At 53.4% G+C, this 15,402-nt stretch carries 13 protein-coding genes; 3 read left to right on the top strand and 10 right to left on the bottom strand.

Translation table 11 applies throughout. The annotated features are described in order from the left end of the window. Positions 1-15: 15 nt before the first annotated feature. Positions 16-486, bottom strand: a complete 471-nt coding sequence (gene matP / locus DFO57_RS01775) for a macrodomain Ter protein MatP (RefSeq protein WP_014606174.1) — start codon at positions 484-486, stop codon at positions 16-18. Between the two features lie 95 nt (positions 487-581). Here matP and DFO57_RS01770 point away from each other — a divergent pair, with 95 nt between their 5' ends. Together DFO57_RS01770 and fabA are read left to right on the top strand one after the other, a co-directional pair. Then, entirely contained in the window at positions 582-2,408 is a 1,827-nt protein-coding gene (locus DFO57_RS01770) for a Lon protease family protein (RefSeq protein WP_013025275.1), read from the top strand. Positions 2,409-2,476: 68 nt separating this feature from the next. Beyond that, positions 2,477-2,995, top strand: coding sequence for a bifunctional 3-hydroxydecanoyl-ACP dehydratase/trans-2-decenoyl-ACP isomerase (fabA, locus tag DFO57_RS01765; protein WP_008925876.1), 519 nt, complete (start codon positions 2,477-2,479; stop codon positions 2,993-2,995). Between the two features lie 65 nt (positions 2,996-3,060). Here the strand turns inward: fabA and rmf are convergent, their stop codons facing one another. The 6 genes from rmf to rlmKL form a co-directional block, all read right to left on the bottom strand. Beyond that, complete coding sequence (gene rmf / locus DFO57_RS01760; protein ID WP_006118662.1) at positions 3,061-3,228, bottom strand: ribosome modulation factor; 168 nt, start codon at positions 3,226-3,228, stop codon at positions 3,061-3,063. A 258-nt stretch (positions 3,229-3,486) separates the two neighbouring features. Further along, positions 3,487-4,071, bottom strand: a complete 585-nt coding sequence (gene pqiC, locus DFO57_RS01755; protein WP_013025274.1) for a membrane integrity-associated transporter subunit PqiC — start codon at positions 4,069-4,071, stop codon at positions 3,487-3,489. Next, positions 4,068-5,711, bottom strand: coding sequence for an intermembrane transport protein PqiB (gene pqiB, locus DFO57_RS01750; RefSeq protein ID WP_013025273.1), 1,644 nt, complete (start codon positions 5,709-5,711; stop codon positions 4,068-4,070). Before pqiB ends, pqiC begins: the two co-directional genes overlap by 4 nt. Continuing rightward, positions 5,698-6,966: a membrane integrity-associated transporter subunit PqiA gene (gene pqiA, locus DFO57_RS01745; RefSeq protein ID WP_013025272.1), complete on the bottom strand. Its 1,269-nt coding sequence runs from the start codon at positions 6,964-6,966 to the stop codon at positions 5,698-5,700. The genes pqiB and pqiA overlap by 14 nt, the downstream gene beginning before the upstream one ends. A gap of 16 nt (positions 6,967-6,982) precedes the next feature. Next, positions 6,983-8,902: an ABC transporter ATP-binding protein gene (locus DFO57_RS01740; protein WP_013025271.1), complete on the bottom strand. Its 1,920-nt coding sequence runs from the start codon at positions 8,900-8,902 to the stop codon at positions 6,983-6,985. A gap of 5 nt (positions 8,903-8,907) precedes the next feature. Beyond that, positions 8,908-11,022 carry a bifunctional 23S rRNA (guanine(2069)-N(7))-methyltransferase RlmK/23S rRNA (guanine(2445)-N(2))-methyltransferase RlmL gene (gene rlmKL, locus DFO57_RS01735; protein WP_013025270.1) on the bottom strand — a complete coding sequence of 705 codons (2,115 nt, stop codon included), beginning with the start codon at positions 11,020-11,022 and terminating at the stop codon, positions 8,908-8,910. Between the two features lie 109 nt (positions 11,023-11,131). Here rlmKL and DFO57_RS01730 point away from each other — a divergent pair, with 109 nt between their 5' ends. Next, on the top strand, positions 11,132-12,241 hold the full coding sequence (locus tag DFO57_RS01730; RefSeq protein ID WP_042676964.1) for a YcbX family protein: 1,110 nt from the start codon (positions 11,132-11,134) through the stop codon (positions 12,239-12,241). A 1-nt stretch (position 12,242) separates the two neighbouring features. On the opposite strand, the gene DFO57_RS01725 is transcribed toward DFO57_RS01730, so the two are convergent. The 3 genes from DFO57_RS01725 to DFO57_RS01715 all read right to left on the bottom strand — a co-directional run bounded on the left by DFO57_RS01725 (position 12,243) and on the right by DFO57_RS01715 (position 15,373). Then, positions 12,243-12,785 (bottom strand): cell division protein ZapC, encoded by a 543-nt coding sequence (locus tag DFO57_RS01725; RefSeq protein ID WP_110015009.1) that lies wholly within the window; start codon positions 12,783-12,785, stop codon positions 12,243-12,245. A gap of 141 nt (positions 12,786-12,926) precedes the next feature. Continuing rightward, positions 12,927-13,937 (bottom strand): quinone-dependent dihydroorotate dehydrogenase, encoded by a 1,011-nt coding sequence (gene pyrD / locus DFO57_RS01720; protein WP_014606179.1) that lies wholly within the window; start codon positions 13,935-13,937, stop codon positions 12,927-12,929. Between the two features lie 134 nt (positions 13,938-14,071). Next, positions 14,072-15,373, bottom strand: a complete 1,302-nt coding sequence (locus tag DFO57_RS01715; protein ID WP_013025266.1) for a flippase — start codon at positions 15,371-15,373, stop codon at positions 14,072-14,074. Positions 15,374-15,402 lie beyond the last annotated feature (29 nt).

Below are 15,402 nucleotides of genomic sequence, written 5' to 3'. Positions count from 1 at the left end.
ATCTATCGCGTGAACTCAGGACTCTTTTTCAGACCCTGGATGACCTAATATTGCCTGCAGATCCTGCTTTAACGTTGACATCTGACTGGCATACTTCTCTTTACGTTCGGCATCTTCAATAAGCTGTACGATGGTTTCAGACAGCGTATTGTTACGACGTTGCGCCAGCCCTGCCAGTCGCTGCCAGACCAGATATTCCAGATCGATTGATTTTTTTCGGGTGTGCTGGTGCTCAGCATTGAAGTGACGTTTACGCCGGGCGCGGATAGTTTGCTTAAGCCGGTTATCGAGGTCGGGGTGAATATGCTGGCTGATCCAGTTGTTTATCTCTACCGGATTATTTTCCATCACCAGTAATTTATCCACCGCGGCCTGCGCAGCGCTAAGTTCAAGGTGACGCGTGATCAGTTCACCCTCCCGATGTTTTTTCACCAGGTATTTCCACTTCCATCCACTTTCAAGATTTTCGAGCTGCTGGTATTTCATCGGAATCTCATCGTGATCGCGTAACAAACTAAGAATAACAGCTTTTTTACCGGATGCAGCAACGAAAAACATGCTGCCAGCGTCACAACATCTGAATGAACTCTGCAGTGCTTAAGCAGGGTGAATCCTGTATAATCTCGCTTTTCTCAAAACAGACAAATGCGATTATTTTGACCAGCACTCAACTTACGTGGCAAACCTTACAGCCGGATAGCACGCAATATCAATCCGTTTTCTCCCGAATCGCTGATGAAGAGACCGATGCCCTGGCAACGGTACAGCCCCGACTGCTGAACGCGCTGGCCCACTTACATCATCAAAGTCAGGGTCTTCCCCTGCTGCTGGTTCGCAGCCAGGAAAACCGTGAATACCTTGCGCTGATAGCAGAGGCGGCTCAACGCGTTATGGGTGAGTCATCAACCCTGTCAGGCGGTGACTACCATATTCTGGCCGACAACGTCACGTTGCAACCGCCTACCGACAGCCAGCGCCCTTTTACCAGCCAGGGCGGGATTCACTATGCTGACTGGATCGAGCAGGAGCAGCTGTTTGGCTGCGTGCGGATGCACAAAGATCGGATCCAACTTGAGCCAGGGCTGATCCATCGCGCCAATGGCGGAACGTTAGTCCTTTCACTTCGTGCTTTACTCACTCAGCCGCTGCTGTGGCTGCGTCTGAAAAAGAGCATTGAGCAAGGCTACATCGAGTGGCAATCCCAGGACGAACGTCGTCCCCTGCCGGTTTCCGTGCCTCCGCTCCCGCTCAAGCTTAATCTGGTGCTCTGTGGCGAGCGCGATACGCTGGCCGATTTTCAGGAGCTGGATGCTGAAGCGCATGAAATGGCGATCTACACCGAATTTGAAGAAAATATTCAGATTGTGGATGAAGACGACATGCTCGCATGGTGTCGCTGGACGGTCGATCTGGCCGGGCAGGCTGATATTGCTGCACCCGACGAAGACTTCTGGCCCGAACTCATCAAAGAAGGTGTACGTTACAGCGGCGATCAGGATACGCTTCCGCTCTGCCCTCGCTGGCTGCTGCGCCAGCTGCGCGAGACCGCGTTGATGGGAGAGACGCTCAGTGCTGAAGCGCTGCGTGACGCCCTGGAAGCACGCCTGTGGCGTGAAAACTACCTTAATGAACGTATGCGTGATGAAATCCTGCTACGACAGATTTTGGTTGAAACGGAAGGTGAGGTCGTCGGCCAGATAAACGGCCTGTCCGTTGTGGAATATCCCGGTCATCCGCGCGCCTGGGGCGATCCCTGCCGTATTACCTGTGTGGTGCATCCTGGCGACGGTGAATTCACCGACGTCGAACGCAAAGCGGAGTTAGGCGGCAATATTCATGCGAAAGGCATGATGATTATGCAGGCCTATTTAATTGCTGAACTGGAGCTGGATCAGCAACTGCCCTTTTCCGCTTCGCTGGTATTTGAACAATCCTATTCCGAAGTTGACGGCGACAGTGCATCGCTGGCAGAACTGTGCGCATTAATCAGCGCCCTTGCCGGTGCGCCACTGAATCAGCAGATTGCGGTTACGGGCTCGGTGGATCAGTTTGGTAATGTGCAACCGGTTGGTGGGCTGAATGAGAAGATTGAAGGATTCTTTGATATCTGCCATCAGCGCGAGTTAACCGGTCAGCAGGGTGTCATTATTCCCGCCTGTAACGTTCGTCACCTTAGCCTTAACCAACAGGTGGTGAGCGCGGTGGAAGAAGGACGCTTCCATATCTGGGCGATCGACAGTGCGGATGAAGCGCTGCCGCTGCTTACGGGGAAAATATGGAATACGGAAGACGGCGAAGGCGAATGCCTGCTGCGCACCATTCAGGAGCGCATCAGTCAGATGAATCAGCCTGAGCCCTCACCGCGATCCTGGCCGCTGCGCTGGCTTAACTGGTTTAACCACCGCTAATCCTGTTTGCTCAGCGTACAACTGTTCGCTAATATTCGTGATTCACTAAAAGAAGGCATATTAAGAACATGGTAGATAAACGCGAATCCTATACCAAAGAAGACCTGATTCTGTCCGGTCGCGGTGAACTGTTCGGCGAAAATGGTCCGCCGCTTCCATCCGGCAATATGCTGATGATGGACCGCGTGGTCAAAATGACCGAAGACGGTGGTAAATACGATAAAGGCTTCGTAGAAGCTGAACTGGATATCAATCCGGACCTGTGGTTCTTTGGTTGCCACTTTATTGGCGATCCGGTGATGCCCGGCTGCCTGGGTCTTGATGCAATGTGGCAGTTGGTTGGCTTCTATCTCGGCTGGTTGGGCGGCGAAGGCAAAGGCCGTGCGCTGGGTGTGGGCGAGGTTAAATTCACTGGCCAGGTTCTGCCAGAGGCGAAAAAAGTCACCTACCGTATTCACTTCAAGCGTGTGATCAACCGTAAACTGGTGATGGGCGTTGCAGATGGTGAAGTGCTGGTTGACGGTAATCTGATTTACACCGCCAGCGATTTAAAAGTCGGTCTGTTTAAAGATACCGCAGCGTTCTAATCGTTCCTCAGAAACGAAAACCTCCGCTTAGTGCGGAGGTTATATCCCTTTTCAGTGACATCCGGCTAAGCAGCAGCCGACCTGTCCTCCATGGCTTGTCGCCAACCTCCCAACCAGTGAGACTTAGCATCTATCATTTGATACGGACACATCTCTTTAGAGCGTCCTGTAATACCTGCTTGATAACCACGTGAATGGGCGCGCTCAAGGCGGTCTCGTTTCTGTCTCTTCATACTCCGTGTCCCTCATGTAAGGTCTGTGGAATCTGGTGGAAAGAAAAAGGTGACTAATAAATGTTCAGCCACCCTTTTGTTTTACTCGCTCTGTATGAAAAGATCAATGCGCAATATTCACGCCAATGTCACAAATGTGACCTGAAGTAGACATGAATTTTCTGTTTCGTGATGTAAGCCTATTGCTTTATCCACATGATTTATATAGAAACCCGATGTTATGTCAGAAAATAAGCTCTAACCGAAACAACAGGTTAACTACAAGCCCGTTCCTGTCGAATTCTCAGAGGCCACATTGCGGGCAATCTGTTGCGCAATTTGCTGCCAGCCCTGAGCAAGGGTTTTGACAAGGGCATCATAGCCATCTTCCTGCTGTGGCAACACCAGGTTGAAAGCCTGCTTTGTGAAGCGTCCCTGATGTTCCAGCGTCCACTGCCCGCTAATGACCGCTTTGCCGTCATAGCGTCCCTGGAAATCGTTGACCGTAATGTTCAGGGTGTCATGTTCCTGCCCCATTAACGTCTGGGTTACCAGCCGACCCGGTAACGCTTTGGTGAGATTGGTTATCATCGTTTGCTGTAGCTGCTGATCGAGCGGGCTGGCCCACAAATTATTGGCGGCGATAACGTATTTAACATCGCTGGTTTGATACACCAGCCCATTACCCGCCAGATAGTCCGGAACCACAACCTGCTGTACCCATAAGGTCGGCTGTGCATTTGCCTCACTGCCGATCACCTGCATCGAGGCCGCCCCTGAGGGCAGCTGATAGTAAGTGGTATTGACCGTGCTGCTACAGGCACTCAGTGCGAGAGCGGCCAAAAAAACGAGTCCTTTTTTCATTGTTTTGCCCTCTTCGGCTGGGGATCCTGTCCCGGTTTTGCTTCAAACACTAACGCATTACTTTTGGCATTTAGCGTCTTCAGCACTGGCTGCAGTTCGCGCAGCACCTGATCAAGCCGTTGCATATCGCCCACCAGCTTGCTGTAGGCCGGTGAGCCAGGCTGCAGGCCTTTCATACTGCGGTTGAGCTCACGTAGCGTTTGCTGCGTCTCTTCCGGCAGCGTTTTCATCGCCGGACTGCTGGTTACAACGTTAATGTTGTCGATGGTACGTTGCAGATCGCGCAGAGTTTTCTGGCTCTCCTTCAGCGTTCCGGTGGCTTCCGACACCATATTGTTGAGCGGTAGACCGTTAATTTTATCCAGCGCAGCCATCAGTTTCTGCTGAATCTGGCTCAGGCCACCACTCACCGTCGGGATCACTTCATAACCCGCGACTTTATCTGGCCCTTTATAGGCAGGGGCATTGTCATAGAAGTCGATATCGACAAACAGCGCGCCAGACAACAGGTTGCCGGTTTTCAACGTTCCGCGCAGGCCACGTTTCTTACCGTCCTGCAGATGCTGCTCAAGATCGAAGTTTTCACCCAGACGGCTAATAAAGCGATCGGGTTCAATGCGAATCAACACCGGCACGCGGTAGTCATTATTCAGCGCCTGCGCAGTGCCCGCATTCATGAACGGCACCTCCGCAACGGTACCCAGACGAATGCCGCGGAATTCAACCGGCGCGCCCACCTGCAATCCACGAATCGAATCAGAGAAGAACATCAGATAGTCGATATGATTGGTATACAGTGAATCCTGAATACTGCGCTGATCGTCAAACAGGTGATATTCAGTCTGATTCTGCGCCGCCTTACCTAAATCCCAGCCGTCAGGCACGTCAAAGCTGACCCCGCCGCTAAAAAGCGTGGTGAGCGACCCCATTTCAACCCGCATGCCTGATGCCGACATATCCACCGCGATGCCGCTGTCTTTCCAGAAGCGCACATTCGTCGTCACCAGACGATCGTAAGGGGCGGCGACAAACAGCTGATAGGTCATCATGCGCTTATCGGTGTCGAAGCTGCTGGTTTCAACGGTGCCGACACGATAGCCGCGAAACAGCACCGGATCGCCAGCGTTAAGCTGCCCCGCTTTTTTGCTGTCGAGTGTAATACGAATACCCTTCGCATCAGGCGGCGCTAACGGCGGCGCATCCAGCAAGGTGTACTGATCCAGGGGATCTTTTTTGGTACCAGGCTGCAGCTCGATATAGGCACCAGACAGCAGCGTTCCTAAGCCCGTAATGCCTTCGCGACCGACCTGCGGCTTAACGACCCAAAATACGCTGTCACTGTGCAACAGCTTTTCCATACCTGAATTCAGTCGGGCTTTAATCTCAACGTGATGGAGATCGTCTGTGAGGACGGCACTCTCGACCACACCGACATTGACGCTGCGGCTTTTGATGGTGGTTTTCCCGGCTTCAATTCCCTCTGCGCTCTCGGTGATCAGCGTCACTTCCGGTCCCTGATGGCTAAAATGATAAAACAGAATCCAGCCGCCAATTAACAGCGTGACAATAGGGACGATCCATACCGGTGACCAGCGCTTAATCTGATCCACTTTGGCATGACCGTGATTATTTTCCGTCAAGATGCGGCTCCTTCATATTTTTCTCACCAGCACGATCCCAGGTTAAGCGCGGGTCAAACGTCATTGCTGCAATCATGGTCAGAATCACCACCAGCGCAAACAACACCGCTCCCCATGCCGGATACACTTTCATTAACTGTCCCATACGCACCAGCGCGGAGAGCACGGCAATCACAAAGACGTCGATCATTGACCAACGCCCAACAAACTCAACCACCTCATAGATCAGGTGCATTTTATGGCTGTCGCGCTGACCGCGTCCGCTGGCATCCCAGCACAGCCAGCCAATCGCCAGCATCTTCAGAGACGGAACCATAATACTGGCGATAAAAATCACCAGCGCGACCGGATAAGATCCATCGCCCCAAAGTAAAATTACCCCGGCCATGATGTTCGAGGGCATCGCCGATCCCAGCGTTTCGGTAATCATAATCGGCAGCAGATTGGCGGGCACATAAAGCATAACGGAGGTTATCAGCAGCGCCAGTGTCCACTGCAGGCTGTGTTTACGGCGGGCATCGGCAACCACGCCGCAGCGCGGACATTCCCGCTGTGTCACAGGTAATACCGCAGTGCAGCACGGACAGGAGCGCAGGCCCTGGGTTAATCCGCTTACGCCTGCCTGGGGCGCATGGGGTAAAGACGGCATCGCTTCAATACGATCCCACAGCCAGCGGCGATCCAGACACTGAAACGCGCGCAGTTGCAAAAGGCAAAACAGACACCAGGGCCAGAAGCTGGTTTCGAGGCCAATTTCGCCATAGGCCATGAGCTTGACGAAACTGACCAGCACCCCGGCCATGAAGATTTCTGCCATTCCCCAGTTGCGCATATGAAAAAGGATACGCGCCAGGCCCAGTTTCAGGCTGACGGGCATTTTCACCTGATTGACCAGCAGGACAATGGTGATCATACAAAAGGCGGGAATTCCCTGGACAAACAACAGGAACAGTGTGGCCAGGCTGGCGTAATCGTCGGCCACCATCACCCTGGGGATTTGCATCAGGCTGATCTGACTGGACAGCCCGGCGACTTTCATGGTGATAAACGGAAACAGATTGGCAAGCACCAGCATAAACAGCGCGGCCAGCGCGTAACCGGTCGGACGCTTACGCGGCTCCGACCAGTTGACGGTCAGTGAGGTATGGCAGCGCGGACAGGACGCTCGGCTGCCAACGGGAATGGCCGGCAGTTTTACCATTAAGTCGCACTGTGGACAGAGCATCCACGCGTTCGTTTTGTCTGCTGAACACATTCCCGCCCCTTAATGACTATGCGCCGTTTCTCATTGATTCCAGCTCTTCCCAACGCGCAAAGGCGGTTTCCAGCTGCTGTTCGACGTCAGCCAGTTCATCAAGCACCGGCTGCGTTTTATCGTGTGGCTGACTGAAAAAATCCGGATGACTCATTTTGGCCTGAAGCTCGCCAATACGCGCCTCTAACTGTTCCAGCTTTTGCGGTAACTGTTCCAGTTCACGCGTCAGGTTATAGCTTAGTTTGTTCGCGTTACGTTTGGCAGCGTCATTTTTCGCATCGGCAGGCTTGAGGGCACTATTTGTCCCCTTTGCTGAGCCCTGCACCTTTTGCTGTTTGTACGCTGCACGCTGCTGCTGCGCATCGTGATAGCCGCCGACAAAGGTCCCTATCTCACCGTTGCCTTCAAAAATCCAGCATTCGGTTACGGTGTTGTCAACGAACTGACGATCGTGACTGACCAGCAGCACGGTGCCCTGGTAACCGTCGATGAGCTCTTCCAGCAGCTCCAGCGTTTCCACATCAAGGTCATTGGTCGGTTCATCAAGGATCATCAGGTTACTGGGACGCAGGAACAGACGCGCCAGCAGCAGGCGGTTACGCTCCCCACCAGACAGCGCCCTGACCGGCGTCATCGCGCGTTTAGGATGAAACAGGAAATCCTGCAGATAGCCCAGCACGTGACGCGGTTTACCATTGACCAGCACCTCTTGTTTGCCTTCCGCCAGGTTGTCCATCACGGTCCGATCGGGATCGAGTTCCGCACGGTGCTGATCGAAATAGGCCACTTCAAGTTTGGTCCCGGAGTGCACACGACCGTGATCGGCCTTCAGCTGTTGCAGCATCAGACGCAGTAACGTGGTTTTACCACAGCCGTTCGGCCCAATCAGGGCGATCTTGTCACCGCGCTGCACCTGGGCTGAGAAATCTTTCACCAGCTGCTTGCCGTCTACCGCGTAGTCCACGTTTTCCAGTTCAAAGACAATTTTGCCGGAGCGTGATGCTTCACCGACCTGCATATTGGCTTTGCCCATGACTTCACGGCGTTCTGAACGCTCGCGACGTAAGGCTTTTAACGCCCGAACGCGGCCTTCATTACGGGTTCGACGTGCTTTTATGCCCTGACGGATCCAGACTTCTTCCTGTGCCAGCTTGCGGTCAAACTCAGCATTTTGCATCTCTTCAACGCGCAGGGCTTCTTCTTTGCCTTCCAGATACGCGTCGTAGTTACCCGGCCAGGAAACCAGCTTGCCACGATCCAGATCCACAATACGGGTGGCCATATTACGGATAAAAGAACGGTCGTGAGAGATAAAGACGATACTGCCGCTGAAGCTTTTCAGGAAGGTCTCCAGCCAGTCAATCGTTTCAATATCAAGGTGGTTGGTGGGCTCGTCCAGCATCAGTACGCGAGGATTACTGACCAGCGCGCGCCCCAGCGCGGCTTTACGCAACCAGCCACCGGACAGAGACGACAGTTCTGTGTCCGGCGACAGACCAATCTGCTGCAGCACGTCCATGATACGACTTTCCAGCTGCCACAAATTGTGATGATCCAGGATGCCCTGCAGACGCGCCATCTCATTGAGATTTTTATCACTGGGATCGTCCATCACCTGGTGCGAGATCGCATGGTAAGCTTTGAGATGCTCCGCCTGCTCTTCGACGCCCTCTGCCACAAAATCATAAACTGATCCGGTGATATTGCGCGGCGGATCCTGCTGGAGCCGCGCCACGACCAGATCGGTTTCATAAATGATGCGTCCGTCATCCAGCGGCTGCTCGCCGTTGATGATTTTCATCAGTGTGGATTTGCCCGCCCCGTTTCGGCCAACCAGACACACGCGCTCATTTTCTTCGATATGCAGTTCGGTATTGTCTAACAGAGGCGCATCGCTAAAAGACAGATAAGCGCCGTGGATACTAATCAATGACATGAAACTTATTCCTTACCAGCATGAGTGATCAGCCAGCAGTTATGAATTTGGCGATTACGCGCAAAATCCTGTGACAGGGTTTTCTGGGTGATATCCTGAGCCTGGAGCCCCAATGCGTTAAGGCCATCCAGATCCATTTTGAAACCACGTTTATTATTCGAGAACATGATAGTACCGCCTTTACGCAACAGCCGTTTCAGGTTACGCATCAGCATCATATGATCGCGCTGCACATCAAAACTCTCTTCCATACGTTTTGAGTTAGAGAACGTGGGCGGATCGATAAAGATCAGGTCGAAATTTTCGTCGCTCTCGTTCAGCCAGCTCAGGCAGTCGGCATGCAGCAGGCGATGCTGACGACCGGTGAGGCCGTTCAGCCGCAGGTTACGCTCTGCCCACTCCAGATAGGTACGCGACATATCCACGGTGGTGGTAGAGCGTGCGCCGCCCAGACCCGCATGCACGCTGGCAGAGCCGGTGTAAGCAAACAGGTTCAGGAAATCCTTGCCCTGACTCATCTGACCCAGCATCTTGCGGGCAATACGGTGATCGAGGAACAATCCCGTATCCAGATAGTCAGTCAGGTTCACCAGGAAACGGGCGTTAAATTCCTGCACTTCAAAATAGTCGCCCTTCTCACTCAGCTTTTGATACTGCGCTTTGCCCTTCTGACGTTCGCGCGTCTTGAGGATTAAGCGGTTTGACGGCAGCTCCAGCACGCTCAGCGTGGCACTAATCACGTCAAACAGGCGTTGACGGGCTTTATTCGCGTCGATGGTTTTGGGTGGCGCATATTCCTGCACCACCACCCAGTCCGCATAGCGATCCACGGCCACATTATAGTCCGGCAGATCGGCGTCATAAATGCGGTAGCACTCGATGCCTTCCTGGCGCGCCCACTTATCCAGCTTCTTGAGGTTTTTGCGCAAGCGGTTCGCGTAATCTTCAGCAATCTGATTACCGCGCTCAGCGCTGTTGGCCGACAGCTGATAGTTTTTCTGCACACAGTCGAGCGGGCCATTTTTGGCTTTGAACTGACGGTCGGCACGCAGTTGCAGACAGCTCAGTAGTTCGGGCGATGCGCTAAACAGCGACAGATTCCAGCCGGCGAAGTGCTGCTTCATCAACCGGCCGAGCTGGCTGTGCAGCGCAATAAGCGCAGGCTCACTTTCAAGACGTTCACCGTAAGGTGGGTTACTGAGCACCGTTCCCGTCACCTCAGTCTGAAGAGGATTCTGCAGCTTCAGCAAATCCTGTTGGCCAAAGGTGAACAGTTCAAAAACGCCGGCACGACGTGCATTCGCTTTTGCCCATTCCAGCACCCGTCCATTATTGTCATAACCAAAAAAGCGCGCCTGGCACGCCGCCGTCCCGGCACGGGCACGGGCCTGAGCATCGCTCTTGACCTCGCGCCACAGGCTTTCGTTAAAACCGGCCCATGCCGTGAAGCCCCACTGGTTACGCAGTAAACCCGGCGCGCGGTCGCAGGCCATCAGCGCAGCTTCGATCAGTAATGTGCCTGAACCACACATCGGATCGATGAGCGGCGTGGACGGCTGCCAGCCTGAACGCATCACAATCGCTGCGGCCAGGTTTTCTTTCAGCGGCGCCTGACCCGTTTGCTGACGATAGCCGCGCTGATGCAGGGCACTGCCGCTTAAGTCCAGAGCTATACTGGCGCGGTCGTCATCAAGCCAGACGTTAATACGAATATCGGCCTGTTCACGATCGACGTCCGGGCGTGCCAGGTTACGACGGGTAAAACTGTCGACAATCGCATCTTTGACGCGCAGCGCGCCAAACTGGCTGTTACGGATCTCATCGTTGGTGCCATTAAAGTGCACCACGAAGGTTTTGTCGCTACCGAACATGGCGGGCCAGTCAATGCCCTGCACGCCCAGATAGAGATCGAGATCGCTGTAAACGCCGACCTCGGTCAGAGGCAGCAAAATACGCGAAGCCAGACGACTCCACATCAGGCTTTGGTACATTACGCGGTCATCGGCCTTGAAGTGAACGCCTCCCTGTACCACTTGCAAATCCTGCGCGCCCAGCGCGTCCAGCTCATTTTTTAACAGCTCTTCGAGCCCACGCGCCGTGCTGGCAAACAGAGAATTCATATCGTCACTTTTTTACTCTTGAGAAAATTGTTGCGCATTATAGCGAATCGCAGACCTATGTCATAAAGTTAGCTTCTTTTGTCTTGCGCGCCCGCTTCTGGAGACTTTCATGATCACGCTTTCCCGCTTATTTATCCATCCCGTAAAATCCATGCGCGGGTTGCAGGTCTCACATGCCTGGGCTGCCAGTAGCGGGTTAACCTATGACCGTATCTTTATGGTGACCGAACCTGACGGAACCTTTATTACGGCGCGTCAGTTTCCGGAGATGGTACAGTTCACGCCGGCGATTACGCCAGACGGTCTGTTCTTACAGGCCCCCGACGGCAGCCAGTCGCTCATTCGTTTTGCCGACTTTACCCATGCTGAGCAGCCCACGGAGGTCTGGGGCAATACGTTTACCTCACGAATCGCACCCGAGACGATCAACCAGTGGCTGAGTGCGTTCTTTCCACGACCGGTGCAGCTACGCTGGGTAGGACCGCAGCCTTCACGCCGCGTCAAACGTTTTACCGATGTGCCACTGGGCTTTGCCGATGGATATCCCTACCTGCTCGTGAACAGTGCTTCGCTGCAGGATTTACAGCAGCGCTGTCCCGCCAGCGTGCGAATCGAACAATTCAGGCCAAACCTGGTCGTGAGTGGCGCACCTGCGTGGGATGAAGACAGCTGGGCGGAGATCGCTATCGGTCAGGTTAATTTCGCCGTTCCAAAACCCTGTAGCCGCTGTGTTTTTACCACGATTGGCGTGGAAAGTGGTCAGAAGCATCCTGAGGGGCAACCTTTGACCACGCTGCAGGGCTTTCGGACAGCGCAGGACGGCAGCGGGGACATTGATTTTGGCCTGAATCTGATCGCGCTCAACAGCGGTATTATTCGCGCTGGCGACGCCGTCAAGATACTGAAACGCCAGTCGCCGCGCGCCTATGGTCCAGGAGAGGTGACTGAAACACTGAAACCGCAACGGCAACCCGCCGCGCAGGTAACCATCACCTGGCAGGGCCAGCGTTTCAGCGGTGATAATCAGCAGGTCTTACTTGAGCAGCTTGAAGCCCAGGGCTTTCGCATTCCCTATTCGTGTCGGGCGGGTCTGTGCGGCAGTTGTAAAATAACGCTGGTTGCGGGAAAGGTGAACGCCTTAAAGCAAAGCGCCATCCGTCACGATGGCACTATATTGAGTTGCAGCTGTATTCCTGCAAGCGATATCGAGGTGATCTGAATTACACCGCGCGCGCATAGCGCGTGGTTTTTTCCTGCTGGTGCGGTTGTAGCCGATCGTTCATCACTTTAATCGCATCGCCGAGCACCATCCCCTTGCCCGCCAGCGTCAGAGCGGGCTGTGCCAGTAAGCAGAGTGCGGCATTATCACCGTTTTCAACCACCAGCAGACGCGCCTGCTCGCCGCTGTCCGCCAGCGTCACCGCCACCATCTCACCCACCGCAGGCTGCATAGGCTGGCGGTGCGCGGAGAAATGCCAGCTTTTCGGCATCAGTGGCTTCAGGAAACGTGCGGCAACCAGCGCATTTAAAACCAGCTCGGCACGCTGGTCGCTGCTTAGCGGGCTTTGACGACACTTCTCTTCGAACGTGAAATAAAGAGCCGCATCGTCAACACAGAATCCGGATTCGATGAAAGCATCAGGGGTCAGCATTTTACGTGCATAGCGGGAACGAAAAAGCATACCGTCAGCCAGATCGAGCATCATACGGTCGTGCTCTGCGTCGTAGAACCAACGCCATTTGTCATCGGGTTTAATTTTCATCATGTGCCCTGTATTTACCGCTGCGCTAAAGCTAAAAATCCATAAAATAAAAATGCATGCTGAAAAATCGTGCAACAGGACAAAATATAAACGAGCCGGAGGGATAAATAAACCCCCCGGCGCATTATTATGGCGAATGTCTTAGATATGGGTCACGATATCTTTAATTAAACCGGGCCCTTTATAAATAAAGCCAGAATAAATTTGAACCAACGTCGCGCCCGCTGCTATTTTTTCACGCGCAGCAGTAAGCGAATCAATACCGCCTACGCCAATAATGGGCAATCTTCCCTGTAACTCCTGCGACAGTCGCTGGATGACGGCGGTACTGCGCGACTGTACCGGACGACCACTTAATCCACCGATTTCTTCGCCATATTTCAGGCCCTTTACCAGAGAACGATCGAGCGTGGTATTGGTCGCAATGACACCATCAATTTGGTGACGTATTAAACTGTCGGCAACCTGGATCAATTCGTCTTCAGAAAGATCCGGCGCGATCTTAACAGCCACCGGCACATATTTGAGATGCCGTTTTTCCAGATCTTTCTGTTTGGCTTTTATGGAAATGAGCAGATCGTCCAGCGCCTCACCATATTGTAACGAGCGTAAACCCGGCGTATTGGGTGATGAAATATTGATCGCGATATAACCGGCGTGCGCGTACACCTTCTCCATACAGATCAGATAATCGTCTTTTCCCTGCTCCACGGGTGTGTCTTTATTTTTGCCAATATTGATCCCGAGCACGCCTTTAAAGCGGGATTTTTTTACGTTTTCAACCAGGTTATCAACGCCGAGATTATTAAATCCCATGCGGTTAATAATCCCTTCGGCTTCCACTAAGCGAAACATGCGTGGCTTGTCATTGCCCGCCTGCGCGCGCGGCGTGACCGTTCCGACCTCCACAAAGCCGAACCCCATTGCCCCAAATGCATCAATACACTCGGCGTTTTTATCCAGGCCCGCCGCCAGGCCAAGAGCATTGTCGAAGGTCAGCCCCATGCAGGTAACCGGACGCGAGGGTAAATGCTGGCGAATGATCATTTCCAGCGGCGTGCCGCTCATAAAGCGTAATTGCTGAAAGGTGAGATGGTGCGCACGTTCAGGATCGAGCCTGAACAACGCCGGTCGGACAATTGAGTAAAACATGCACTCTCCTGGAAGACGGAAGCGATGGTGAAAATCAGTGCACGGGAAATTGTGCGCCAGAATGGTAAGGTGCTCTGGCGCAAAAGTAAATCGCGGGGCGCTAAGTCGGAAGACTGTTTAAAGTCGTTTTGATCTTACACAACGGAATCGTTTGCTGTACGGGAATTCAGCCTGTCCGGGAAAGCATAGTCGCGCCAGATGTTATGCCGCACCATAATGCCGAAGATACCAATACAGACCAGCACCTCGGCCAGCACCATCGACCAGGCCGCACCGATGGCCCCAAACTTCCATGCCAGCAGACAGCACACCGGGACGTTAACCACCCCCGCAACCATCATTACCATCATACGTTGCCGCGCCAGTCCATGCGGAATCAAAATCTGCAGGCCCGCCGGATAGGCAATATTGCCAAACAGGAAGCAGAGTACAAAGACGCGCAGCACATCCGCTGACGGCAGGAAGTCTTTCCCTAACAGCAGTGCGACAACCTCATCGGCAAACAGCCAGGTGAAGATCACGATAGACAGGCTCAACGCAAATGACAGCATCAGGCTTTTGCGCGTCGCCGCCACTGCGGCGGCTTTATCACGCCCAAATAAGTGGCTTACGCGGGGGAAAAACGCGCTACCAATCTGCTCCGGCACCGAGTTGGCGGCCTTGCGCAGCCTGTCCGCACCGTTATAGATCCCCACCATATAGTGCGAGGTAAACGACGCCAGAATCACGACGTTTACGCTGTTAAACAGATTGGCACCTGCGATGGCAATAAAGACATCGGCACTGTCGGTAATGCGCTGTTTGATTTCGCGTGGTTCAAAGCGATACGCGCCAATCACCTTCATTTCCAGCACAAACTTCAGCGTAATGATGGCATTGATGATCGATACCGCGCCCGGTATCAACGCAGCCAGCCAGGTATCGTCCGGCGTTTTAACCAGTAGGAACGTGAGCGGAATGGCACAAAAGTTACCAAAAGTGGCAATCACTGCGGTTTTGCCCAGCTTTTCGAAGCCCTGCATTAACCAACCAAACGAAAACAGTGAGCCGATTAAGGTGGTGCAGTTGGCCAGAATAATAAAGAACAGCGAATGCCAGGACGGATTAAACCACGTCGCAGTGAGTAACGTACCGCTGGTAACCAGTAACAGCATCAGCTTGGCATTAAAGGTGGACCAAAAAAGCTGGGTAACACGTGCCTTATCGTCACGGTGATGGGCAATGTCCTTAGTGGTAAAAACATTGAATCCCCAGTCGGAGATGGTACTGCAGTAAAGGACGCAGGCAATCGCCAGCGCCAGAATCCCCATATGGTCCACCCCCAGCACGCGCGCCAGATAGGGGAGCGTCGCCAGCGGAAACAGGAACGAGGCTCCCCGGTACGCCAGCAAAGATAAGATATTCACTACTAAACTTTTATCGAGCACTTTTGCCATGTCGCAACAACCTTATACACATTGCATGT

The organism is Pantoea sp. AG702 (assembly GCF_003182295.1).
Lineage (GTDB): Bacteria > Pseudomonadota > Gammaproteobacteria > Enterobacterales > Enterobacteriaceae > Pantoea > Pantoea ananatis.
Note: the sequence above shows the minus strand (reverse complement) of the source record. Positions and strands in the feature narration are given on the sequence as shown.